Raw genomic sequence first — 23400 nt, forward strand, 5'->3', positions numbered from 1 at the left:
CAAAAGAGAAGGCCGCGGATCCGGTGTCGGATCCGCGGCCTGGGGGCTTGCCGGTGTCTTGCTAGACCGGTCGCCTCCAGGGATACGGACCCGACACGCCACCCGCCGGGGTGGCGCCCATGTGGGCCGTGGCCGGAGCCTTGGAGCTCATGTCTTCGGATGCGAAGACACTCCGCCCCTGCTCGTCCTGGATTCGCTGCTCGAAGCGCAGATCACGTAGATCGCGCAGACGGGTGCCGTCGACGCGGAGCCACTCGCCGGCCGCATTGGCCGGGGAGAGGTCGCCGGGACGCGCCGGTCCGCCGGGCTTCACGCCGAGCGGGGTCCGGACGCACGAGACGGCATACGCGGTCGAGGTGCCGGGGCAGGCCGCGGTCCAGGACGACAGCGATTTCATCGACGTGTTGATCACCGGACAGCACACCACCTCTCTGGCTCCTCGGGCCGGGGCCGGCGGATTCAAGATCCACACCGGTCGGCCGGTTGATTGCTCGCGACGAGCGTACGGGGACTTCGCCGAAGCAATCAAGGTATTTTTGACCTGCGGTTTTGTCAGTGACCTCACCCGGACTCCGGCGAACCCGCCGCTCTCGGCGAGCGTCGAAGACTCCGGGGAGTCACTGGAATCGATCATCTCACGGGTCCGGCCGCGCCGCCAGCGAACCGCCGGTGACGCCGCGGTGGCGGCGCCGTGACGCCGGTGCCGGCGGGAACCGGCACCGGCGCCGGGCTCAGGCCGCGGGCCGCCCGCCCAGGTCGCGGAAGAACTCGCGGATGTCGTCCAGGAGCAGGTCGGGGGCGTCGTGGGCGGCCCAGTGGCCGCCGCGGTCGTACTCGCGCCAGTGGACGATGTTCTTGTGGTCGCGCTCGGCGAAGCGGCGCAGCGGCCGGAAGTCGTAGGCGAACGAGGCCAGCCCGATCGGGAACGTGGTCGGTTCGGTGTCCTGCGGCTCGTGGTGGTTCTCGTAGTAGAAGCGGGCCGTGGACGCCGAGCTGTTCGTCAGCCAGTAGATGGTGGCGATGGTCAGCAGCGTGTCGGGGTCGGGCAGCCCGGCCAGCAGTTGGCCGACCCAGGCCAGCTGGCCGGCCGGGGAGTCCGACAGGGCGTGCGCGAGCGTCTGGGGCTGGGCCTGCTGCGCGGTGTCGTGGATCGAGTGCTCGACGAACCCCTGGAGGAACTGCAGGTACTGGGCCTCCTCCTGGCCGATCCCGGCCAGCTCGGCCGGGTCGCCGGTCGGGAAGGAGAAGATCTGATTGACGTGGACGCCGATCATCCGGTCCGGGTGGCGGCGGCCGAGCCAGGGGCTGACGATCGCGCCCGCGTCGTTGCCGTGCGCGCCGAAGCGCTCGTAACCCAGGCGCGTCATCAGCTCGGCCCAGGCGTCGGCGGTGCGCGCCGAGCCCCAGCCCTTGGTGCGGGTGAGCGCCGAGAACCCGAAGCCGGGCAGCGACGGGACGACGACGTGGAACGCGTCGGCGGGGTCGCCGCCGTGCGCGGCCGGGTCGGTGAGCGGGCCGATCAGGTCCAGGTACTCCACGAACGTGTTCGGCCAGCCGTGCGTGAGGATCAGCGGCGTCGCGTCCGGCTCGGGCGACCGGACGTGCAGGAAGTGGATCAGCTGGCCGTCGATCTCGGTGGTGAACTGCGGGAAGGCGTTGATCCGCGCCTCCTGGGCGCGCCAGTCGAAGCCGATCCAGCGGTTCACCAAGCCGCGGACGAAGGAGACGGGCACCCCGTACTCCCAGCCCGGCTGGATCGGGCCCTTCTGGACGCCGTCGGTCACCTCCTCCTCGGGCAGCTCGTCGGCGAACCGGGTGCGGGCCAGCCGGTCGCGCAGGTCGTCCAGGTCGGCCTGCGGGACGTCGATGCGGAACGGGGTGATCTCGGAGCTCATCTGCTTCCTCCTCGTCGGATGCTCCGAGCCTTCCGGGCCGCGGCGCCCGGGCGTAGTGTCCACCGCACCGGTCCGGCTGCTGTCCGCAGGTAGCGGACATGCAAACTGCATAATTGCGGCCATGGCCGACAGTCGCCTGCCGCTTCTCGCCGGGATCGTCCTGTTCTGGACGTACCGGGTCCTGCTGCTGTGGCTCGTGCCCCTGCCCGGCGAGCGGACCTCGGCGGCACTGCTCGCCGCGACGTGCACCGCGGCCGCCCTCGGCGTCGTGCAGGCGCGGGCGCTGACGCGCCGTGCCACGCTCGCCAATCTGGCGGTGCAGGCGGCGCTGACCTACGCGCCCCTGTTCGTCCTCGCCGACGGCTGGCGTCCGGCGGCGCCGCTGCTGATGGCGTCGGTGCTGCTGCTCGCCGCGCCGGGATGGGCCCGCTGGGCGGCGGCGCTGGCCATCGTGGCCGGCGAGTTCGCGATCCGGACGCTGTGGCTGCCCGGCGGCGGCCCCGGCTACGCCGTCTGGGCCGCCGTGGTGACGTTCACCGGCGGCCTGGAGTTCCTCGCCCTGGCGCGGCTCGGGCACCTGGTCCGGGCGCTGGAGGCCACCCGCACCGAGCTGGCCGCCCGGCGCGCCGCCGCGGAACGGCGGCGGATCACCCGCGGCCTGCGCGCCGAGCTCGGACGGCTCGCGGCCGCCGCCGCGGCGGCGGACCCCCGCGAGATCGTCGCGGCGGCGCGGGCGGCGCTGGTCCGCGCCCGCTCGGTCGCCGACGACTACCGGGACCGGTCGCTGGCGGCCGAGATCGACGCCGCCCGGACGGTGCTGGAGGCGTCCGGTGTGCCGGTCCGGGTCGCCGTGGACGCCGCGGCGCCGCGGACACCGCAGGCGGACGCGGCGCTGGCGGGCGTGCTGCGCCGCACGGTGATGGCGGCGCTGCGGCACGGGCGTCCCGCCGGCTGCGTGATCGAGTGCCGCACCGGTCCGGGCGGGCCCGAGCTGCTGCGGGTCGCCTTCCGCGGCCCGGTGCCGTCGTTCGCCGAGCCGCTCGCCGCCTCGGCCACCGAGATCGCCGCGCTCGGCGGACGGCTCGGCACCGGCCCCGCCGTCGAAACGGAGATCCCCCCGGCGCGGGCCTGGACGGGCGGCCCGGTCCGCACCGCGCCCTGGTTCGCCTTCGCCGTCCTGCTGGTCGTCGAACTCGACCATCTCGCCACGGTCGCCACCAACGCGGTCCAGGCGCGCGAGTCGGGCGTCGCCGTGGACCGGACGGCACTGGCCGCGACGGCGGTGATGCTGCTGCTGGTCGCGGCCCTGCAGCTGTACCACGTGCTGCCGCGCGGCGAGGCCCGGCCGCGGCGCTGGGCGCTGCCCGTCCAGCTCCTGCTGCTCCTGCTGGTGTTCGCGGTGGCGGGGCCGCACATCGCGCCGGGCTATGCCGGGCCGCCCGTGACGTACGGCGGCCTCGTCGCCGGCGTCGTCCTGCTGAACGTCCGCCCGCCCTGGTCGTGGGCGGCCGCCGCCGGGCTGGTCGTGGCGCCGCTGCCGCTGCTGTACGGGACGCACCCGCCGATGATGGTCGTCCTCGACCTGGCCGGCTCGACCGCCTTCATGATCACCGTCTACGCGCTGCAGCGGCTGCCGGTCGCGGCCGCCCGGCTGGACCTGGCCCGCCGCGACCTCGCCCGCACGGCCGTGCTGCGCGAACGGCTGCGGGTCGCCCGCGACGTGCACGACCTGCTCGGCTCCCAGCTGTCGGCGATCATCATCAGGGGCGAGACCGCCGCGGACGGCGCGCACCTCGCCGGCCTCGCCCGCGAGGCCCTCGCCACGGTCGGCTCGCTCGGCGCCGGCCCCGCTCCGCTGCGGCTGGCCGCCGAGGTCGAGAACGCCCGCGACCTGCTGCGGACGGCGGGGGTGCGGGTCGCGATCACGGTGGCCGAGCCGCCGGAACCGGCGGCCGCGCTGTTCGCGGTCGTGCTGCGGGAGGCGGTGACGAACGTGGTCCGGCACGCGCGGGCCCGGCACTGCGAGATCGCCGTCACGCCCGGCGCCCTGCGCGTCCGCAACGACGGCGCCCCGCGTCCCGGCCCGGGCGGAGCGGGTGGATCGGGGCTGGCGAACCTGCGGTCGCGCGCGGCCGAGGCGGGCGGCACGCTGACCGCCGAGCACGCCGGCGGCCGGTTCACCGTCCGCGTCGAGCTGTCAGATCCAGCCGGCCTCGGCGGCGATGCGGATGGCGTCGACCCGGTTGCGGGCGCCGAGCTTGGTCACCGCTGACGCGAGGTAGTTGCGGACGGTCCCGTACGACAGCCCGATCCGGGCGGCGATCTGCGGCGGCTCCGCGCCGGACGCGGTCAGCCGCAGCACCTCGCACTCCCGCTCGGTCAGCGGGCAGTCGGGGGCGTCGAGCGCGGCGAAGGCGAGCTGCGGGTCCACCACCCGGCCGCCCGCCGCGACGGTCCGGACCGCCGCCACCAGCTCCGCCGGCGCGCTGTCCTTGACCATGAACCCGGTGACCCCGGCGGCCAGGGCCCGCCGCAGCATCCCGGGACGGCCGACGCCGGTCAGGATCAGCGTGCGGCAGCCGGGCGCGTGCCGGGCCAGTTCCGCCGCCGCGCTCAGCCCGTCCAGGCCGGGCAGCTCGATGTCGAGCACCGCGACGTCCGGGGCGGTGCGCAGCGCGGCGGGCACGATCGCGTCCCCGGCCGGGACCTGCGCGACGACCTCGATGCCGTCCTCGCGGTCGAGCAGGCCGGCGAGCGCCTCGCGGAGGATCCGCACGTCCTCGGCCAGCAGAACCCTGATCACCCGCCGACGCTAGCCTTCCCGGCCGGAGTCCGACACCCGGACGAGGCCCTCCTGCATCACCGACACCACGAGCTCACCGGCGCGGTTGAACACCTGCCCGCGGGCGAGGCCCCGCGCGCCGCCCGCGAACGGGGTGTCCTGGTAGTACAGCAGCCAGTCGTCGGCGCGGAACGGCCGGTGGAACCACATCGCGTGGTCCAGGCTCGCGCCCATCGTCCGCTTGTCGCCCCAGGCCAGCCCGTGGTTGAGCAGGACGGTGTCGAGCAGGGTCATGTCCGAGGCGTAGGTCATCAGGCACACGTGCAGCAGCGGGTCGTCGGGCAGGTCCCCGATGACCTTCAGCCACACCACCGACTCCGGCGAGGCCAGCGCCGGGTCCTTGGCGGCCTCCCAGGTCAGCGGGGTCGCGTGCCGCACGTCGAACGGCCGCCGCTCGACGAACGCGCGGGCCCCCGCCTCGCCGAACAGCGGGGTCAGCCGGGTCAGCGAGTCCGGCAGCGTCTCGGGCGCGGGGGCGTCCGGCATCGGCGCGTGGTGCGCGGGACCGTCCTCGACGACCTGGAACGACGCCGAGAGCGTGAAGATCACCTTGCCGTGCTGGACGGCGCTGACGCGGCGGGTCGTGAACGACCGCCCGTCCCGGACCCGGTCGACGGTGTAGACGATCGGGACGAGCGGGTCGCCGGGCCGGATGAAGTAGGCGTGCAGCGAGTGCACCGGCCGGTTCACCGGGACGGTGCGTCCGGCGGCGACCAGCGCCTGCCCGGCCACCTGGCCGCCGAAGACCCGCTGCCGGCGCTCCTCGGGGCTGCGGCCGCGGAAGATGTCGTTCTCGATCTGCTCCAGATCCAGCAGATCGAGCAGTGCCTTCAGGGAATCGCTCACGGCCGCCAGTCTTCCCTATACACCCGTGTGAGCGGTGTCTCACCCCCGGGGTCGCCCCTTCCCGGCGGCCCGCCGCGCGGGCGGGTCAGACGCCGCAGAGGTTCAGGACGGCTTCGCCGTAGCGGTCGAGCTTGACCTTGCCGACGCCGGGGATGCGGGCCAGATCCTCCATCGAGTCGGGGCAGTGCTCGGCGATGGCCTGGAGGGTGGCGTCGGTGAACACCACGTAGGCGGGGATCCGCTGCTCCGCCGACACCTCCGCGCGCCAGTCCTTCAGCGCGACGAACAGCTCCTCGTTCAGCTCGGACGGGCAGTCCTCGCAGCGGCCGAGCTTGCGCTCGACGGCGGCGGTCAGCGGGCGGCCGCACACCCGGCACGGCTGCGGGCCCTTGGTGACGCGCCGCTTCGTGCGGTCGACGCGGGCGGGCATGTGCGTGGTCGTCTTGCCGGTCAGGCCGTCGAGGAACCGGGACGGGCGGCGCATCTGCGACCCGCCAGGCGAGCGCGCCAGCGCCCACGACAGCGTCAGATGGACGCGCGCGCGCGTGACCCCGACGTACAGCAGCCTGCGCTCCTCCTCGATCTGCTCGGGCGTCTTGGCATAGATGATCGGCAAGGTGCCCTCCGCGAGACCGACGAGGAACACCGCGTCCCACTCCAGGCCCTTGGCGGCGTGCAGCGACGCGAGCGTGACGCCCTCCAGCGGCGGCGCGTGCTGCGCCGCGGCGCGCTCCTCGATCTCGGCGACGAACTCGGGCAGGCCCGCCTTCGGATCGTCGGCGGCCATGTCCTCGGCGAGCTGCGCCAGCGCCGCGAGCGACTCCCAGCGCGCGCGGGCCGCGCCGGCGCCCTCCGGCGGCCGGTCGGAGAACCCCGCGCCCGACAGCACGTGCCGGACCGTCATGATCAGGCCCGTCCCGTCGGTCTCGGCGTCGGCGCCCGCGCGGGCCGCGCCCCGCAGCCGCACGACCGCCTCCCGCACCTCGGGCCGCTCGAAGAACCGCTCCGCGCCGCGCAGGACGTACGGGACGCCGGCCGCGGCGAGCGCCGCCTCGTAGGTCTGCGACTGCGCGTTGATCCGGAACAGGACCGCGATCTCGCGGGCCGGGACGCCCTCGTCGATCAGCTTGCGGGCCCGCCGCGCCGTGTCGTCGGCCTCGGCGACCTCGTCGTCGTACTCGTTGAACACCGGCTCGGGGCCGTTCTCGCGCTGCGCGACCAGCTCCAGCCGGTGCCGGGCGCCCTTCGCCTGGTCGATCACCCCGTTCGCCAGCCGCACGACCTGCGGCGTCGACCGGTAGTCGCGCACCAGCCTCACGACCTTCGCGTCCGGGTGCTCGCGGGTGAAGCCGAGCAGGTGGGACGGGCTGGCGCCGGTGAAGGAGTAGATCGTCTGGTTCGGGTCGCCGACGACGCACAGGTCGTGCCGGCCGCCGAGCCAGGTGTCCAGCAGCATCTTCTGCAGCGGGTTGACGTCCTGGAACTCGTCCACGACGAAGTACCGGTACTGCTCGCGGACCTGGTTGGCGACCTCCCGGTGCTCGGTGAGCACCGCCGCGGTCAGCTCCAGCATCCCCTCGAAGTCGAGCAGGTTGCGCTCGCGCCGCAGCTGCTCGTACATCGCGTAGACGCGCGCCACGTCCACGACCTCGGTGGACGGCTTGCGCCCCGCCTTCACCACCGCGGCCGGGTAGTCCTCGGGACGGTGCTGGGTGACCTTCGCCCACTCGATCTCGCCGGCGACGTCGCGCAGCTCGGTGCGGCCGAGCGACAGCCCGCAGGCGCGCGCCGCGTCCGCGACCAGCCCGATCTTCGAGTCGATGATCTTCGGTGGGTCGCCGCCGATGACCCGCGGCCAGAAGTAGCTGAGCTGGCGCAGCGCCGCCGCGTGGAACGTGCGGGCCTGCACGCCGGGCGCGCCGAGCTGCCGCAGCCGGCTGCGCAGCTCCCCCGCCGCGCGCGTGGTGAACGTCACCGCCAGCACCCGCTGCGGCGTCACCACGCCCGTGAGCGTCGCGTACGCGATCCGGTGCGTGATGGCGCGTGTCTTGCCCGTCCCGGCGCCCGCGAGGACGCACACCGGGCCCTGCACCGCCTCGGCGACCTCCCGCTGTTCGGGGTCGAGCCCCTCCAGCACCGACTCAGCCAACATGCATCCATACTCCCAGTCCGCCTCGACCGTATCCGCCCGCCACACGAATTGTGGACGGACGGACGGCCGCGCCGGTGGCGGCCCGGCCGGCGCTCGCGGAATGCCGGACGGGTATCTAGTGTTCTTCGGGAGGCGAGAGCACAGATCGTCCGAACGAACGAGGGAGACGACGTACCGATGGCGACGCCGACGACCGACCGGGCCGAGGGCCCGACCGGCCAGCTCACCATGTACACGACGACCTGGTGCGGGTTCTGCCGGCGGCTGAAGAGCCAGCTGGCCCGCGACGGGATCGAGATGGTGGAGATCGACATCGAGCGCGACCCGAAGGCCGCCGAGTTCGTGATGAGCGTCAACGGCGGCAACCAGACGGTACCGACCATCGTCTACCCCGACGGCTCCGCCGCGACCAACCCGAGCGCGAAGGCGGTCAAGGCGAAGCTCGCCTCCCTCGCCTGATCTTTCCGCGACCGAGCCCGGCGACTCCCACGAGTCGCCGGGCTCGTCCCGTTCCGGCTAGAACGCCGGCATATTGGGGAGTTCGCCGCCGTACCAGCGCATGATGAGCTGGGCGGCGATGGACAGCGGGCCGGGGGCGACGATCTCCTCGGCCTCGATCGCGGCGCGCAGCTCGTCGCGGGTGTACCAGCCGGCGTCGAGGATCTCCTCGGGGTCGGGGCGCAGCGGGAGGGTGCCGTCGGCGGTGGCGGTGAAGCCGAGCATGAGGCTCTGCGGCAGCGGCCAAGGCTGGCTGCCGAGGTAGCGAACGTCCCGGATGGCGAGCCCGACCTCCTCCTCCACCTCCCGCGCGACGGCCTGCTCCAGGGACTCGCCGGGCTCGACGAACCCGGCGAGGATCGAGCGGCGGTCGGCGGGCCACTGCGGGCCGCGGGCCAGCAGGATCCGGTCGTCGGCGTCGGTGACCAGCATGATCACGGCGGGGTCGACGCGCGGGAAGTGCTGGGAGCCGTCCTCGGGGCAGACCCGGACGTGCCCGGCGGAGGTGACGCGGGTCTCCGCGCCGCAGCGGGGGCAGAACCGGTTGGTGCGGTGCCAGTGCTCCAGCGCGACGGCGTGCGTGAGGAGGCCGGAGTCGCGGTCGGCGAGCAGCGCGCCGACGCGGCGCAGGCCGGCCGGCTCGGCGCCGTCCACCGCGGGCAGTTCGCCGGGCACGCCGAAGTAGGCGGTGCCGGCGTCGTCGACGCCGAGCAGCCAGCGCTCGCCGGCGGGCGCCTCGTCCGGCGCGACGAACGCCAGCGCCGGCTCGGACGCGTAGGTGACGAGCGTCCGCCCGTCCTGGACGACCAGGACCCGCGTGGCCGGGTCGGCCCACGCGGCGGCGAGCCACGCGTCGTCGCGCCGCTTCAGCGCGACCCGGTCGAGCGTGCCGCGCGCGAGCGCGAGCCATTCGAGCGGTCCTTCGGTCACCGTCATCGGGCTCCTTTCTCCCGTCGTACCCGACTACCTGTTCAGCGGAGTGCGGTGGCGAGTTCTTCCCACAGGTAGGCGGCGGCCTCGGCGCCCTTGAGCAGCAGGGGGATCTCGACCTTCTCGTTCGGCGCGTGGATCCGGTCGTCGTCGAGCCCGACGGCGACGAAGATGAGCGGCGCGTCGAGGACGTCGGCGAGGTCGGCCTCGGGGCCGCTGCCGCCCTCGCGGGTGAACAGGACCTCGCGGCCGAACGCGCGCTCCATGGCGCGGCGGGCGGCCTTGACGCCGGGCGAGTCGATGGGCGAGAAGCAGGGCCGGACGCCGCCGCCGGGGATGTGCACCTCGGCCTCGACGCCGTAGGGGGTGCTGGCGGCGACCCAGTCGCGGAACGCCTGCTGCACCTTGGCGGGGTCCTGGCCGGCGACGAGCCGGAAGGAGATCTTGGCGTGCGCCTCGCGGGGGACGATCGTCTTGCCGCCGGGGCCGGTGTGGCCGCCCCACATGCCGTTGATCTCGGCGGTGGGCCGCGCCCAGACGCGCTCCAGGGTGGTGTAGCCCTTCTCGCCGTAGGCGGCGCGGCTGCCGCCGGCGGTCCGCAGCCATTCCGCCTCGTCGAACGGGAGCTTGGCGAACAGCGCGCGCTCCTCGTCGGTGAGCGGGACGACGTCGTCGTAGAAGCCGGGGAGGGTGACGCGTCCGTCGGCGTCGTGCAGCGCGGCCATCAGCGTCGCCATGGCGTGCAGCGGGTTCGGGACGGCGCCGCCGAACGAGCCGGAGTGCAGGTCGGAGGACGGGCCCCGGAGGGTGACCTCGGCCTCGGTGAGGCCGCGCATGCCGGTGCACATCGACGGGACGTCGGCGGCCCACATGGTGGTGTCGCTGATGACGATCGCGTCGCAGTGCAGCCGGTCGCGGCGCTCGCGCAGCAGGTCGGCGAAGTGCACGGAGCCGGACTCCTCCTCGCCCTCGACCAGCAGCTTGATGGTGACGGGCGGGGCGCCGGCGCCGGACGCGGCGAGGCCGGCGCGGATGCCGAGGGTGTGGAAGAACACCTGGCCCTTGTCGTCGGACGAGCCGCGCCCGATGAGCCGGCCGTCCTTCTCGACGGGCTCGAACGGCGCGGTGTCCCATTCGTCCAGCGGTTCGACGGGCTGGACGTCGTGGTGCCCGTAGACGAGGACGGTCGGGGCGGACGGGTCGGCGGCGGGCCATTCCGCGTAGACGGCCGGGAGGCCGGGCGTCTCCCACGTCTCCACGGTCGGGAAGCCCTGGCCGCGCAGGTACTCGGTGAGCCACTCGGCGGACCGCCGCACCTCGGTGGCGTAAGCGGGGTCCCCGGAGACCGACGGGATCGCCAGCCACTCCTTGAGGTCCGCGATGAACCGGTCGCGGCCGGCCTCGATGTAATCGACTATTTCCTGAACTGCCTCGTTCAACTGGTCCTCCGAAAGATGCCCCCGGCCTTCGGGACGGGAAGGAACTCGTGCTCCGTCCGAGGCGGCCCGGTACAGCTTGGACCCACTGGCGGCGGGGTCCACCGATCCGAAACCTATTACAGCCGTAAGCCCGACGTGTAAAATCTACGGTCGTGCGGACAGCGTACAAGTGCCGGGCCTACCCCGACCCCGAGCAGGCGGCCGTGTTCAACCGTACGTTCGGATGTGTGCGCCTGGTGTGGAACAAGACGCTCGCCGAACGGCACCAAGCCTGGCACGCCGAAGGGCGGCGCGTCTCCTACAAGGAGACCGACGCGGCGCTGACGGCATGGAAGAAGACCGAGGATCTGGCGTTCCTCTCGGAGGTTTCCTCGGTGCCGCTGCAGCAGGCGTTGCGCCACCAGCATGCCGCCTTCGCCAACTTTTTCGCCGGACGCGCCCGCTACCCGCGTTTCAAAACCCGGGGCTCCCGCCAGTCCGCGCACTACACCCGCTCGGCGTTCCGCATGCGCGACGGCGAACTGCGGATGGCCAAGACCACCGCGCCCCTGGCGTTCGTGTGGTCCTTCGACGACGTGGACCTGGTGACGCTGAACCCGACGATGGTCGTGATCTCGCGCGACTGCGACGGCCGCTGGTACGTCACCTTCGCCGTCGACACCGACGAGCCCGTCCCCCTGCCGGCCGCCGCACACCAGATCGGCGTCGACCTGGGGGTCAAGGACTTCGCGGTGACCTCCGACGGAGACCGCATCGCCAACCCGAGGCATCTGGAGAAGAAGCAGCGGAACCTCGCCCGCTACCAGCGGCGCATGGCCCGCTGCCGGCCCGGGTCCAACAACCGCCGCAAGGCCAAGGCCAAGGTCGCCCGCGCCCACCGCAAGGTCCGCAACGCCCGCGCCGACTTCCTGCACCGCACCACCACCGGCCTCGTCCGCCGGGCCGACACCATCGTCATCGAAGACCTGAACGTCTCCGGGATGGTGCGCAACCACCGGCTCGCCCGTGCCATCTCCGACTGCGGATGGGGCGAGTTCCGCCGCCAACTGGAGTACAAGTGCGAGCGCGCCGGGCGCACCCTGGTGGTGATCGACCGCTGGTACCCCTCGTCCAAGACCTGCTCGCACTGCGGGCACCTGCTCGCGGAGCTGAGCCTTTCCACCCGGCGCTGGACGTGCCCGGGCTGCCGCACCCGGCACGACCGGGACGTCAACGCGGCCAAGAACATCCTTGCGGCTGGTCGAGCCGTAGCCGGGGACACCCCCGGCGATGTCTGTGGAGCTGATGTCAGACGGCAAGGGACCTCCCTTCCGCAGTCGGCCGTGAAGCAGGAACACCCACGGCGCGAGCCGTAGGAATCCCCTCACAACGAGGGGGGAAGTCAACTGCATGCCCCTTTGCACTGTGTCGTACTGTCAGGCGCGGTAAGGGATCCTGTTCGCTCGGCCTCCAGGAGGAGCTTTGGTCCTCATCGATCCGCCGCTGTGGCCGGCGCGCGGGCGCGTGTGGTCTCACATGGTGAGCGACGTGTCGTACGAGGAGCTGCACGCGTTCGCGGCGGAGCTCGGGATGCCGGTGCGGGCGTTCGACCGGGACCATTACGACGTGCCGTCCGAGCTGTACGAGGCGGCGGTGGCGCAGGGCGCGGAGGCGGTCGGCTGCCAGGAGCTGCTCCTGCGGCTGACGCGCGCGGGGCTGCGGCGGCGGAAGGCGGTCCGGCGCCGGTCCACGGCGGTCCAGGCGTTGAGGTCCAGGCGTTGAGGTCCAGGCGTTGAGGTCTAGGCGTTGAGGAGCATCAGCTCCGTCTCGATGTTGCGGCGCGCCCGCTCCTCGTAGCGTTCGCGGGCGGTGGCGGTGTGGAACAGGTGCGGGAGCGCGAGGAGGCCGTTGAGGACTTCGGCGCGTCCGGCGCGGAAGAGGTCCTCGGGGACGAACGCGTACTCCTCGCGGACGGCGGCGGCGTAGGCGCCGTACCGGCCGGGGTCGGCGCCGAGGACTGCGAGGTCGGCGTCGCAGAGGACCTGGCCGTCGCGGTCGCCGGGCTCGGGGGCGTGGGTGACGGTCAGCTCGACGAGCCGGACGACCTCGTCGACGGTCGCGGCGGGCAGGTCGGTGTCGGCGAGCATGCGGGCGGCGAGACGGGCGCTGCGCTCCTCGTTGTCGGCGCGCTCGGGGTCGTAGACGGCGTCGTGGAACCAGGCGGCGAGCCGTACGGCCTCGGGGTCGGCGGCGTCGGCGGCGAGCTCGTCGACGAGGTCGAGGACGGCGGCGAGGTGGTCGCGGGTGTGGTACTTGCGGTGCGGCTCGCCGTACCGCTTGTCCAGCTCCGTTCCGATGTGCCGGGTCTGCGGGCCGGCCAGCGCGACCCACCGCTCGACGAGATCCATGCGCCCATCCTCCCGGATCGCCGGACGCGGCGGGACACGCGGTGCCATCGTTCTTGCCTGCGGGCACCGGCCCGGCCACTATGGTGACGGTTGCGAGTTAGGCAAGGCTTACCTCACATACTCACTGGAAAGGCCGACCGTGGCCGCCTCCTTCTACCTGGTCGCCGGCAAGGCGACCGACTCGGTGACGCACGGGTTCCTGCCCGCCGCCGCGCGCCTCGGGCTGGACGTGGTGCTGCTCACCGACCGTCCCGCCGCCCACGCGCACGCCGCCGGACGGGTCGTCGAATGCGACGTCTCCGACTTCCGGCACATCATCGACCGGGTCGAGGGCGAGCCCGCCGGGATCTTCTCCAACAGCGACTTCCTGCAGGCGCCCGCCGCGCTCGCCGCCGCCTACTTCGGGCTCCCCGGCAAGGACTGGCGGGCCACGGCGCGCGCGAAGAACAAGGGCCTGATGCGCCGCCATCTCGCCGCGCTGGACCCCGTCTTCTCGGCGGACGCCTTCCACGTGCCGCCGGACGCGCCGTACCCGCTCGTCGTGAAGCCGCGCGAGGGCGTGGCCAGCGAGGACGTCTTCCTCGTCCACGACGCGCGGGAGCTGGAGACGCGGCGCGAGGACATCGCGGCGCGCCGCAGCGACCCGCTGGTCGCCGAGGAGTACCTGCCGGGGCAGCTGCACACGCTGGAGACGCTCGGCGACGGCCGTGAGCTGCGCGTCCTCGGCTCGTACCGGACGACCGTGTCGCCGCCGCCGTTCTTCGTGGAGGAGCGCCTGGAGTGGGCGCCGCCGCCTCCGGAGACGCCGCAGATCCTCGCGCAGCTCGACGCGCTGGGCGTCGGGTTCGGCGCGTGCCACACCGAGTTCGTCGTCCACGAGGGCCGCGCCCGCATCATCGAGGTGAACTACCGGCTGATCGGCGACCACTGCGACTTCCTGATGGCCGACCTGCTCGGGATCCCGCTGTTCGAGCGGATCCTGGGCGTCCACCTCGGGGAGCCGCCGGCGTTGGACGTCCCGGCGGTGCGCGGGCATGCGGTCGCGGAGGCCGTCATCGCGGACCGCGCCGGCGTCCTGCGCGCCGCACCCGGCCCCATGGAGCTGGACGACGGCGCCGTGCGGCTCGCCTACCTCCCGCAGCGCGCCGTCGGCGACCCGGTCGCCCTCACCCGCACGAACCGCGACTACCTGGGGACCGTCCGCGCGATCGGCCCGGGCCAGGACGAGGTGGAGGCCGCGCTGGCGCGCTTCCGTTCCGCCCACGAGTGGACGATCACGTGACCGATCCCGACATCGAGGGGCCGCTGGCGGCCCGGGTCCTGGACGCCCTGATCCGCGAGGACTACGCGGGCGTGCGGCGGTTCGTCGAGAACCGGACGCTCGCGGTGCCGGGCCGTCCCATACGGCTGGTGGACGCCGACCCCGCCTTCCTGTCCGAACTGCGCGTCGACCCGTCACAGAACCTCGCGCTACAGGACGTCTTCGCGCTGGTACGGCACCTGGCCGATCCCAGGGACGACACCGAGGCGTTCGAGCGCGAGTGCCTCGACGCGCTCGCCACGGTGAAGCTCCATAACGACGCACGTCCCGCCGTACACCGGCGCTTGGCGCGGATACCGGACGCGCTGAGGACGGGCCCCGGGACGTTCTACGAGAGCCTCGCCGCCTACAACGACCACCCCGTCCACCCGACGAGCCGCAGCCGCACCGGGCTCAGCATGGCGGACCTGAGCCGCTACGCCCCGGAGTTCGCGCCGTCGTTCCCGCTGCGCTGGGCGTCCGTCCGCGGCGCGACGCTGGTGGGCGAGCCGCCGGTGTGGTGGCCCTCCCCCGCCGACGTGGGGCTGCGGTCGGCGGACGCGCTGTTCCCCGTCCACCCGCTGGCCGTCCGGCTGGTGCGCGACCAACCTGCCGCGACGATGGCCCCGGAACCGTACCTCCAGGTCTCCCCGACCCTGTCGATGCGGACCGTCGCGGCGGCGCCGCTAGAGCACGTGAAGGTCCCGTTACCGACGAGCACATTGGGGCTGCGCAACCGCCGTACGATCGTCCCCGGCACGCTGCCGGACGGCGCGCTCGTCGAACGCGTCCTGCGGCGCGTCCTCGACCGCGAACCGCACCTTCCCGTACTGCTGGCCGATGAGCAGACCTACGGGCACGCCGACAATCCGCTCCTCGCCTACCTCGTGCGGCGCTTCCCAGCGGAGACGGCGCGCGCGCACGTCGTCCCCATCGCCGCCCTGGTGGCGAAGGCCCCGGACAAGGGCCACGTCATAGAGCGGTGGGACATCGAGGCGCTCTTCGACGCCTACCTGGCGGCACTGTTCGCATGGAACGTCACGCTGTTCCGCTATGGAATCGCGCTAGAGGCTCACCAGCAGAACGTCTCGCTCGTCCTGGACGGGCACGGGCCGCTGCGCCTGCTCATCAAGGACAACGACGGCGCCCTCATCGACCCCGCCCGGCTCCGCGCGCGCCTCGGCCCGTCCCCCGGCGCCGACCCCCGCGACCTCGTCGACCGGCGGATGGTCACCGCCGACCCCGACGCGCTCGCCCGCGTGTTCGTCACGATCACCCTGCACCTGTGCGCCGCGGCGCCCGCCCTCGGCCTCGCCGAGCGGGGCCTGCTGCCCTGGCGGACCGGCCGCGCCCTGATCCGCGACCGGCTCGACGCGGCGCTCGGCCCGCAGGACGCGTTCCTGCGCTCGCGCACGCTCGACGCGGACGCGCTGCCGGGCAAGGCGATGGTCACCGCCGGGACCCTCGTCGACAAGGCCAGGACCGGCGCCGCCGACATCAACAAGCACTACGGCCCGCCCGGGCCGAACTACCTACGGGATGCGACGTGCTTCTGACCGAACGGGCCCTGACGGCCGACGACGCCACCTCCACCGCGCTGCTCAACTGCCTGATCCGCGAGGTCTGCGGCCCCGAGCAGCAGGTGTGGCCGGACGGCGCGCACCTCGTCGCCCGGCTGCCGCGCGCCGGCGTCGTGCTGCGCACCGGCCTCGCCCGCCCGCCGGCCGGCCCCACGTACCGCCTCGCGCCGCCGTACGAGGAGCGGCGCGGCGACGCGTGGATCCCCGCCTCCTGGGACCGCCTCGCCGACCTCGTCGCCGGCGAACTCGAACTGGCGACCGGGCAGCCCAACCCGGAGTTCCTCGCGCAGGTCGGCGACAGCCACGGCGCGCTCGCCGCCATCATCGCCGCCAGGCACACCCCCCAGGACGATCGGTATCTCGAATCGGAGCAGTCGCTCGTGGCGGGCCACCGCTTCCACCCGTCGCCGAAGTCCCGGCAGGGCTCCCCCGCCGATTGGCTCCGGTACGCGCCCGAGACCAGGGCCCGGTTCCGTCCGCACTGGCTCGCCGTGCGGGACGACGTCGTCGCGGAGGAGGGCGACCCGCAGGCGTTCGCGGCGCTGGGCGGGCCGTCCGTACCCGGCTGCCGCACGCTTCCGGTGCATCCGTGGCAGTTCTCCCTGCTCGCCGGGAACCCGCTGCTACAGGACGCACTTGCGCGGGGGCTAGTGCGCGATCTGGGGCCGTCCGATGTCGAGGCCGTACCGACGTCGTCCGTCCGCACCGTGTACCTGCCGGACGCCGACCTGTTCTGCAAGTTCAGCCTGGACGTGCGCATCACCAACTGCGTCCGCAAGAACGCCTGGTACGAGTTGTCCGGCGCGGTGGCGCTTAACGACCTCCTGCGCCCGGTCTTCACGTCCCTGGGCGCGACGCTCCTCGCGGAGCCCGCCTACCGCAGCGTCGCCCTCGCCGACCGCCGCCTCTACGAGGGCCTAGGCGTCATCGTCCGCCAAGGCGTGAAACACCTTCCCGGTACACCGCTCTTGGCGGGGGCACTGGCCGACCCCTACAACACCCTGCTGAACGACCTGCCCGCCCTGTCCACCACCGACGGAGCCCTCGCCTGGTGGACCGCCTACGTCGCGCAGGTCGCGCCGCCGGTGCTCCGCGCATTCCTCGAACACGGCGTCGTCCTTGAGCCGCACCTGCAGAACGTCCTGATCTGCGTCGACGAGGACGGCATGCCGGTCCACGCCGCGTTCCGCGACCTCGAAGGCACCAAGCTCACCGCCGGCCGCTGGGACCTGTCGCACCTGCCCGCCCGCGTCGCCGAAAGCCTCACCTACGCGCCCGCGCACGGCTGGAACCGCGTCGTCTACTGCCTCCTCGTCAACCACCTCACCGAAACGGCGGCCGCCGTCGCCGACCTGCACCCCGCTCTCGAACCGGATCTGTGGAAGGCGGCCCGGGAGCATCTCGCGCGTCTCGACCACCACCCGCAGGTCAGGGCGCTCCTCGCCGGCGTCCCGCTTCCCGCGAAAGCGAACCTGCGCACCCGCTGGTCCCGTACCGCCGACCGCGGCGCCGCCTACGTCCCCGCCCCCAACCCGCTTGCCGCGCCCCTTCCGCTGTGAACCTCGACGACCTCCGCGACCTCGACCGTTTCCCCGCCTACGTCTACGACCTGCCCGGCCTGAAAACGCATGTGGAATCCATCCGCGCCGCGCTCGGCGGCACCGAACTCTTCTACGCCGCCAAAGCCAACCCCGACGCCGAACTCCTCCGCGCCATCGCCCCTCACGTGGACGGCATCGAGGTCTCCTCAGGCGGCGAACTGACCCACGTCCGCGAAACCCTCCCCCACGCCCGCCTCGCCTTCGGCGGCCCCGGCAAAACCGACGAAGAACTGGCCCTCGCCACCGGCATAGACCGCCTCCATGTGGAAAGCCCGCGAGAACTCGACCGCCTCCGCGGCCCCGCCGACGTCCTTCTCCGGGCCAACCTCCCACTCCACGCCCCTGGTGCCGCCCTCACCATGAGCGGCCCTTTCGGCATGGACGAGGACGCCCTCAACGAATGCGCCCACCGCATCGCCGAGAACCCGCACATCGCCCTCCGCGGCGTCCACGCCCACCTCGCCTCCGGCCTGGACGCCCCCACCATGCTCGACCTCGCCCGCCGAATAGCCGAATGGGCGATCCCCTGGCTGAAAACCCACGGCGTGGACGACCCCGAACTGAACATCGGTGGCGGAATGGCCGTCGACTACACCTCCCCCGAGACCCGCTTCGACTGGCGGACCTATGGCGACGGACTGGCCGACATCCCCGCCCGCCTGCGCATCGAACCGGGCCGGTCCATGACCGCCTACCACGGCTGGTACGTCACCGACGTCCTTGACGTGAAAACGACGCGAGGCGAGACCTACGTCATTCTCCGAGGCGGCACCCACCACCTGAGAACTCCCGTCACGAAAGGCCATGACCAGCCTTTCAAGGCCCTCACCGCGAACGGCCCCGAATCACCGGCGACCCTCGTCGGCCAGCTCTGCACTCCCAAGGACGTCTTCGCCCGCAACGTCCCCGTCCCACCACTGCGCCCCGGCGACGTCATCGCCTTCGCCATGGCCGGCGCCTACGCGTGGAACATCTCCCACCACGACTTCCTCATGCATCCCGAACCGGCGTTCCACTACATCCGCTAAGGTCACCGCCCGTGGCCGACATCTACGACTTCTTCCTGGCGATCAACCTCCGTGCCCTCCCCGACGCCGAGGCCGCCGAACTCCGCTGGCATCTCGGCCTCGGCCCGCAGCCCGCGGAGCTGGCGATCCCGATCGACTTCTCCGAGGTCATCACGGGCGACGACGGCGAACCGACCACCGTCCAGACCCCCGAACCGCAGCTCGCCCAACGCGGCCCGGCCTGGAAGATCGGCGGCGCGCTCTTCGCCGCCCTCGAACCTCGCGAGAACGGCGGCTGGGCCCTCACCGCCCGCCAGGAACTCCACCCCGACTACTACGACCATGTGGAGCCGCTTCTCGAATGGCTCGCCGCCCGCGCCGACTACGACTACATGGCCCCGGACGGCACCACGAAGAGCGGCGGCGCCGGCAACTATGTCGGCCACGAACGCTGGTACGAGGACAACACCATCGACCGCGTCCTCGTCATCGACGACTTCAAACTCCTACGCCGCTGACCCCCGCCCCCCGGGAAACAGCGCCCCCATGTCCGTTAATGGACTCGGGCCCGAGACACGTCCCGCTCTCGGGCGTGGACATGGAAGGATTCGGTATTCGCTCGTCACGCCGAAGCGCCTGGGGGCCATGTGAGCGCGACCATCTCGTTGCGGGGCCAGTCCGCCGACCTCGAGAACCTGCACGACTGGCTCGCCGGTGAGCGGGAACTCCAGGGCCGGGTCCGCCCGGCCGCGCCGCAGCCGGCGCCCGGCGAACTCGGCGACTTGTCCAACATCCTGCTGGTCACACTCGGCAGCGGCGGGGCGGTCTCCGTCCTCGCCGCCTCCTTACGCGGATGGTTCGCGCAGCCGCGCCGCGCGTCGGTGAAGATCCAGCTCAAGACGGAGAAGGGCGAGACCCTCACCATCGACGCGAAGAACGTCAAGGACCGCAGCGTCGAGACGATCCTGAACCGGGCGCTGGACGGAGGGCCCGACTGAGCATGCGGCTGCCGCACCCCCACAAGTCGAGAGTGGTGCTTCTCGGCAGCGGTTCCTATGCCGACGAGAGGCTGCCCGACGTCCCGGCGGTCCGCGACAACCTTGCGGACCTTGCCGCCGTCTTCACCGACCCCGACCACGGCATCGTCGCTGCGGACGGCTGTGTCCAGATCCTCGACGAGAGCGACCTGTCCCGGCTCGGCGCCACCCTGCGGTCCGTCTTCCGGGAGGCCGAGGACTCCCTGATCGTCTACTACTGCGGCCACGGCCTCACCGCCGGGCGCCGCCACGACCTCTATCTCGCCCTGCCCGGCACCGACGCCGAGGACCCGCTGTTCAACGCGCTGGAGTACGACAAGCTCCGCAGCGCGATCCTGGACAGCCCCGCGAAGACGAAGATCGTGATCCTCGACTGCTGCTTCTCCGCACGCGCCTTCGCCCAGACGCTCTCCGACGTGACGTCCGTCGCCGACATGCTCGACGTCGACGGCACTTACGTCCTGGTGTCCGCCGACCGAGAACAGGTCGCGCTCGCGCCGGAGGGCGAACGGCACACCGCGTTCACGGGGCGGCTTCTGCGGTTGCTCACGGACGGGGTGCCGGAAGGGCCGGAGCTGCTCACCCTCGACTTCCTCTACGGCCAGCTCCGGACGATCATGCGCGGCGCCGGGTTGCCGGAGCCGCAACGGTTCGGCACGAGCACCGCCGAGCAGTTCACCCTCGGCCGCAACCGGGCCCTGTCCGCCGAGCCGGTCCTGCTCGAACGGCAGGCGGAGGCCATCGCGCTCGCCGAGTCCGGCGACTGGACGAAGGCCGCCGGCCTGCTGCGTGCCATCCTGGACGACCAGCGGCGCTTCCTCGGCGACACCGACGAGGCGACGCTGCGGACCCGGCAGTACATCGCGCACGGCCGGGGCCACGCCGGCGACCCGCGCGGCGCCGCCGAGGATCTGGACCGACTGCTCATCGAGCAGTCGCACACCCTGCCCGCCGACCACGACGACGTCCTGCGGACCCGCCAGTACCTCGCCGTGAACCTCGGCGAGGCGGGCGACCGGCATCGCGCGATCGCCCTGCTCCGCGTCCTGCTGCCCGACCGGCGCCGCGTCCTCGGCCACCAGCATCCGGACACGCTCCGGACCTGCCACATGCTGGCCCGCAATCTCACCCTCACCGGCGCTCGCGACGAAGCCGCGGCGCTGCTGCGCGAGCTGCTCGAAGCCCGCGAGCACCTCCTCGGCGGCGACCACCCGCTCACCACCCGCACCCGCCGCGACCTCGACGCCCTGTCGAATTAGCCGGCCTAGAGGACGGAACATGTTCGAGAAGTTCACCGACAGGGCACGGCGCGTCGTGGTCCTTGCGCAGGAAGAGGCCCGGCTGCTGAGGCACGAGCACATGGGCACCGAGCACCTGCTTCTGGCGCTGGTCGCGGAGGGCGAGAGCATCCCGGCCCAGGTGCTCGCCGACGAGGCGGCCGACCTGCCGTCCCTGCGCCGGACGGTCGCGGCACTCGTCGGTGAGGGTGCCGAGTCCTCGCCCGAGCACCTGCCCTTCACGCCCCGGGCGAAGAACGCGCTCAATAGCGGCAACCAGGAGTCGCTCCAGCGGGGTCTTTCCTATATCGGCACCGAACACATCCTCCTCGGCCTGCTCAACGTCGTGGAGGACCCGGCCTGTACCGCCACGCGCGTGCTGGCGGCACTGGACGCCGAGCCGCGCCGCATCCGGCGGCACGTCATGAGGGCGATGGGGTATCCGATGGAGAGCACCGTGGCCGACGTGCCCGCTCCGCCGCCCCCTCTGCACGGGTACGCCCGCGACCTCACGCAGGAAGCGCGGGACGGCCTCGGGCCTCTCGTCGACCGCCGGGCGGAGATCGACGCCGTCCTGCGGGTGCTGTCACGGCGGACCCGGAGCAACCCGCTGCTGGTCGGGCCGCCGGGGGTCGGGAAGACGTCCGTCGTGACCGGGCTGGCCGTGCGCATCGCGTCGGGCGCCGTTCCGCAGCGGCTCAAGGCGGCGCGCGTCTTCGCGCTCGACCTGCCCCGGCTGGTGGCCGGGACGCGCGACGAGGCACAGGTCGCCGAGCGGCTGACGACGGTGATCGCTGAAGCGGGCACCCGCAGGAGTCTCGTCCTGTACGTGGACGACCTGCCCGAACTTCTCGGCATCGCGGGCGCCGGGGGCCTGCTGAGGGTCGCGCTCGCCGAGGGTCGGCTCCGGCTGATCGGCGAGGCCACGCCCGGCGGGCTCCCCTCCGTGGCCGAGCACCCGGGGCTCATGCGGTGCTTCGAGGCGGTGACCGTCCCGGAACCATCGGCCACCACGACCTTGGAGATCCTCCAGGGCCTCCGCGGCAGCATGGAGCGGCACTACGGGCTCACCATCACCGACGCCGCCGTCCGGGCCGCCGCAGACAGTGCCGGGACGCGCCTGCCAGGACGTTTCCTGCCGGAGGGGGCGATCTGGCTGATCGACGAGGCAAGCTCGCGGGCGCGCGTCGAACGGGCGGTCGGCGCCCCGCAGCTCACCGAGTTCCGGCGCAGGCTCGCCGACGTCCGCGCCGTGAAGGAGCGCGAGATCGAAGCTCAGCACTTCGAGGAGGCCGCCCGTCTCCGCGACGAGGAGACGGCCCTCGTCGCGGACATGACCGAGCATGAGGAGCAGTGGCGCAGCGGCGAACTCCATCTCGAGGTGACGGAGGAGGACGTCGAGGCCGTCACCGCCCAGCTCGGCTCCGCCGCCTCGCCCCGGCCGGACGTCCCGGCGGTTCCGTCCGCCTCGCGGCAGCCGGTGGAGCATGATCCGGAGGTTTGGTTGCTCAGTTGAGGTGGGGGGTGCCGGTCCAGCGCCATTTGGTGACGCGGGCGTGGCCGGGGAGGTCGCCGCGGCCCGTCGCCCAGAGGAGGGTCGGCCAGGGGGCGGTGTCGCGCGGGGCGTCCGGGAACAGGCGCGCGAGCGTCCTGGCGACCAGGTCGGCGGGCGGGTCCCAGGTGAGGCCGAGGCCCTGCGCGATGTCGTGGGTGTGGACGAGCGTCTCCACGATCCCCATCGCCGCGAAGCCCTCGGGGTCGGACGCCCCGAAGACATGGTGCGCGCGGACGTCGGGCGGTGTCGTCCGGACCAGCGCGACCAGCATCGCGCCGCATGCCTCCAGCACCTCCAGCAGCCCGCTCGGCCCCGCGTCGCGGTCCGCGTAGGTGACGTTGGCGGGGCCGCCGGGACGCCGGCTCTCCCACAGGAAGGGCACTTCGCGGTTCTTGGGCCGTGCGCCCAGCTGCGCCGCGTAGGCGAACAGGTCATCGCTCAGGTGCTCGACGGTCTCCCAGCACGTCCACTCCAGCCCTCCCGCCTTGCCGTCCCACGCCCCGTCGGGGGCCTTCTCCAGCACGGTCACGGCGAGTCGGACGGCCGACTCGAGGTCGTCGGCGGTGATGGTAGAGGGCATGCCGCCGACCGTACCTTCCTGCGTGATGAGGAAGCGGTAGCCGGCGATGCGGGCGTCGAAGGCGCCCTCGCCCCATTCCCGGGTGGAGAGCGGAGCCGTGGCCACGCCCGCTTCGGCATGCCGGGCGTGGACGGCCGCGATGTCGGCGGCGTCCGGCAGGCGGACGTAGACGGTCACGCCGGCGCCGCGGTGCTCGCGGGACGCCGCGGGCAGGAACTCCTCGTCGTCGGTGCCGAGCATGACCTGCGCGTCGCCGAGCGACACGCAGGCGAGACGGTCGGCGGAGTCGCGCGGGGTGGCGAAGACCAGACGCCAGCCGAGGCGTCCGGTGAAGAGATCCGCGGTGGCGTACGGGTCCTCGCATGCGAGGAAGACGGACAGCATGGCGGCACCCTAAGGGCGGGGTCCGACACCGCGGCCGTCGTGCCGGCGGCCCGGCATGCGTTACAAAGTGTTTGTCGCGGCAACGTATGT

At 72.9% G+C, this 23400-nt stretch carries 21 protein-coding genes; 12 read left to right on the plus strand and 9 right to left on the minus strand.

What is annotated here, in order from left to right; genetic code table 11:
- Positions 1 to 61 precede the first annotated feature (61 nt).
- Both J4709_RS16045 and J4709_RS16050 read right to left on the minus strand, forming a co-directional pair.
- Complete coding sequence (locus tag J4709_RS16045) at positions 62 to 634, minus strand: hypothetical protein (RefSeq protein ID WP_208241419.1); 573 nt, start codon at positions 632 to 634, stop codon at positions 62 to 64.
- Positions 635 to 731: 97 nt separating this feature from the next.
- Positions 732 to 1895, minus strand: coding sequence for an epoxide hydrolase family protein (locus J4709_RS16050; RefSeq protein ID WP_208241421.1), 1164 nt, complete (start codon positions 1893 to 1895; stop codon positions 732 to 734).
- Between the two features lie 121 nt (positions 1896 to 2016).
- Here J4709_RS16050 and J4709_RS16055 point away from each other — a divergent pair, with 121 nt between their 5' ends.
- Complete coding sequence (locus tag J4709_RS16055; RefSeq protein ID WP_208241423.1) at positions 2017 to 4167, plus strand: sensor histidine kinase; 2151 nt, start codon at positions 2017 to 2019, stop codon at positions 4165 to 4167.
- On the opposite strand, the gene J4709_RS16060 is transcribed toward J4709_RS16055, so the two are convergent.
- The 3 genes from J4709_RS16060 to J4709_RS16070 form a co-directional block, all read right to left on the minus strand.
- Positions 4093 to 4698: a response regulator transcription factor gene (locus J4709_RS16060; protein WP_208241424.1), complete on the minus strand. Its 606-nt coding sequence runs from the start codon at positions 4696 to 4698 to the stop codon at positions 4093 to 4095. The two genes, J4709_RS16055 and J4709_RS16060, sit on opposite strands and share 75 nt — an antisense overlap.
- A 9-nt stretch (positions 4699 to 4707) precedes the next feature.
- Positions 4708 to 5583, minus strand: coding sequence for an acyl-CoA thioesterase II (gene tesB / locus J4709_RS16065; protein ID WP_208241426.1), 876 nt, complete (start codon positions 5581 to 5583; stop codon positions 4708 to 4710).
- Between the two features lie 85 nt (positions 5584 to 5668).
- Positions 5669 to 7735 (minus strand): ATP-dependent DNA helicase UvrD2, encoded by a 2067-nt coding sequence (locus tag J4709_RS16070; protein ID WP_208241428.1) that lies wholly within the window; start codon positions 7733 to 7735, stop codon positions 5669 to 5671.
- Positions 7736 to 7912: 177 nt separating this feature from the next.
- Here J4709_RS16070 and J4709_RS16075 point away from each other — a divergent pair, with 177 nt between their 5' ends.
- Positions 7913 to 8194 (plus strand): mycoredoxin, encoded by a 282-nt coding sequence (locus J4709_RS16075; protein ID WP_208241430.1) that lies wholly within the window; start codon positions 7913 to 7915, stop codon positions 8192 to 8194.
- A 57-nt stretch (positions 8195 to 8251) separates the two neighbouring features.
- Here the strand turns inward: J4709_RS16075 and nudC are convergent, their stop codons facing one another.
- Positions 8252 to 9169 (minus strand): NAD(+) diphosphatase, encoded by a 918-nt coding sequence (nudC, locus tag J4709_RS16080; protein ID WP_208241432.1) that lies wholly within the window; start codon positions 9167 to 9169, stop codon positions 8252 to 8254.
- 35 nt (positions 9170 to 9204) lie between these two features.
- Positions 9205 to 10602, minus strand: coding sequence for a dipeptidase (locus J4709_RS16085; RefSeq protein ID WP_208241434.1), 1398 nt, complete (start codon positions 10600 to 10602; stop codon positions 9205 to 9207).
- A 152-nt stretch (positions 10603 to 10754) separates the two neighbouring features.
- Here J4709_RS16085 and J4709_RS16090 point away from each other — a divergent pair, with 152 nt between their 5' ends.
- Positions 10755 to 11957, plus strand: a complete 1203-nt coding sequence (locus J4709_RS16090; RefSeq protein WP_208241436.1) for an RNA-guided endonuclease InsQ/TnpB family protein — start codon at positions 10755 to 10757, stop codon at positions 11955 to 11957.
- 106 nt (positions 11958 to 12063) lie between these two features.
- Complete coding sequence (locus tag J4709_RS16095; RefSeq protein WP_208241438.1) at positions 12064 to 12363, plus strand: DUF4031 domain-containing protein; 300 nt, start codon at positions 12064 to 12066, stop codon at positions 12361 to 12363.
- A gap of 17 nt (positions 12364 to 12380) precedes the next feature.
- Here J4709_RS16095 and J4709_RS16100 read toward each other — a convergent pair whose 3' ends face one another.
- Positions 12381 to 12989, minus strand: coding sequence for an HD domain-containing protein (locus tag J4709_RS16100; RefSeq protein WP_208241440.1), 609 nt, complete (start codon positions 12987 to 12989; stop codon positions 12381 to 12383).
- 139 nt (positions 12990 to 13128) lie between these two features.
- Here J4709_RS16100 and J4709_RS16105 point away from each other — a divergent pair, with 139 nt between their 5' ends.
- The 8 genes from J4709_RS16105 to J4709_RS16140 all read left to right on the plus strand — a co-directional run bounded on the left by J4709_RS16105 (position 13129) and on the right by J4709_RS16140 (position 22307).
- Positions 13129 to 14271, plus strand: a complete 1143-nt coding sequence (locus J4709_RS16105; protein ID WP_307801282.1) for an ATP-grasp domain-containing protein — start codon at positions 13129 to 13131, stop codon at positions 14269 to 14271.
- Positions 14268 to 15845 carry an IucA/IucC family protein gene (locus J4709_RS16110; protein ID WP_208241444.1) on the plus strand — a complete coding sequence of 526 codons (1578 nt, stop codon included), beginning with the start codon at positions 14268 to 14270 and terminating at the stop codon, positions 15843 to 15845. Before J4709_RS16105 ends, J4709_RS16110 begins: the two co-directional genes overlap by 4 nt.
- Complete coding sequence (locus J4709_RS16115) at positions 15836 to 17428, plus strand: IucA/IucC family protein (protein WP_208241446.1); 1593 nt, start codon at positions 15836 to 15838, stop codon at positions 17426 to 17428. The genes J4709_RS16110 and J4709_RS16115 overlap by 10 nt, the downstream gene beginning before the upstream one ends.
- Entirely contained in the window at positions 17425 to 18498 is a 1074-nt protein-coding gene (locus J4709_RS16120; RefSeq protein WP_208241447.1) for an alanine racemase, read from the plus strand. The genes J4709_RS16115 and J4709_RS16120 overlap by 4 nt, the downstream gene beginning before the upstream one ends.
- 11 nt (positions 18499 to 18509) lie before the next feature.
- Complete coding sequence (locus J4709_RS16125) at positions 18510 to 18995, plus strand: hypothetical protein (protein WP_208241449.1); 486 nt, start codon at positions 18510 to 18512, stop codon at positions 18993 to 18995.
- Between the two features lie 129 nt (positions 18996 to 19124).
- Positions 19125 to 19475 carry an effector-associated constant component EACC1 gene (locus J4709_RS16130; protein WP_208241451.1) on the plus strand — a complete coding sequence of 117 codons (351 nt, stop codon included), beginning with the start codon at positions 19125 to 19127 and terminating at the stop codon, positions 19473 to 19475.
- A 2-nt stretch (positions 19476 to 19477) separates the two neighbouring features.
- Positions 19478 to 20773, plus strand: coding sequence for a caspase family protein (locus J4709_RS16135; RefSeq protein ID WP_208241453.1), 1296 nt, complete (start codon positions 19478 to 19480; stop codon positions 20771 to 20773).
- Positions 20774 to 20792: 19 nt separating this feature from the next.
- On the plus strand, positions 20793 to 22307 hold the full coding sequence (locus tag J4709_RS16140) for a Clp protease N-terminal domain-containing protein (RefSeq protein ID WP_208241455.1): 1515 nt from the start codon (positions 20793 to 20795) through the stop codon (positions 22305 to 22307).
- Here the strand turns inward: J4709_RS16140 and J4709_RS53340 are convergent.
- Positions 22300 to 23310, minus strand: coding sequence for a DinB family protein (locus tag J4709_RS53340; protein ID WP_232383536.1), 1011 nt, complete (start codon positions 23308 to 23310; stop codon positions 22300 to 22302). The genes J4709_RS16140 and J4709_RS53340 overlap by 8 nt on opposite strands.
- Positions 23311 to 23400 lie beyond the last annotated feature (90 nt).

This window comes from Actinomadura violacea, from assembly GCF_017573465.1.
Taxonomy (GTDB): domain Bacteria; phylum Actinomycetota; class Actinomycetes; order Streptosporangiales; family Streptosporangiaceae; genus Spirillospora; species Spirillospora violacea.

Coding starts and splice junctions, on each gene's coding strand:
- J4709_RS16055 (WP_208241423.1), top strand. CDS start 2,017: ATGGCCGACAGTCGCCTGCCGCTTCTCGCCGGGATCGTCCTGTTCTGG.
- J4709_RS16050 (WP_208241421.1), bottom strand. CDS start 1,895: ATGAGCTCCGAGATCACCCCGTTCCGCATCGACGTCCCGCAGGCCGAC.
- J4709_RS16045 (WP_208241419.1), bottom strand. CDS start 634: ATGATCGATTCCAGTGACTCCCCGGAGTCTTCGACGCTCGCCGAGAGC.
- J4709_RS16140 (WP_208241455.1), top strand. CDS start 20,793: ATGTTCGAGAAGTTCACCGACAGGGCACGGCGCGTCGTGGTCCTTGCG.
- J4709_RS16135 (WP_208241453.1), top strand. CDS start 19,478: ATGCGGCTGCCGCACCCCCACAAGTCGAGAGTGGTGCTTCTCGGCAGC.
- J4709_RS16070 (WP_208241428.1), bottom strand. CDS start 7,735: ATGTTGGCTGAGTCGGTGCTGGAGGGGCTCGACCCCGAACAGCGGGAG.
- J4709_RS16075 (WP_208241430.1), top strand. CDS start 7,913: ATGGCGACGCCGACGACCGACCGGGCCGAGGGCCCGACCGGCCAGCTC.
- J4709_RS16100 (WP_208241440.1), bottom strand. CDS start 12,989: ATGGATCTCGTCGAGCGGTGGGTCGCGCTGGCCGGCCCGCAGACCCGG.
- nudC (WP_208241432.1), bottom strand. CDS start 9,169: ATGACGGTGACCGAAGGACCGCTCGAATGGCTCGCGCTCGCGCGCGGC.
- J4709_RS53340 (WP_232383536.1), bottom strand. CDS start 23,310: ATGCTGTCCGTCTTCCTCGCATGCGAGGACCCGTACGCCACCGCGGAT.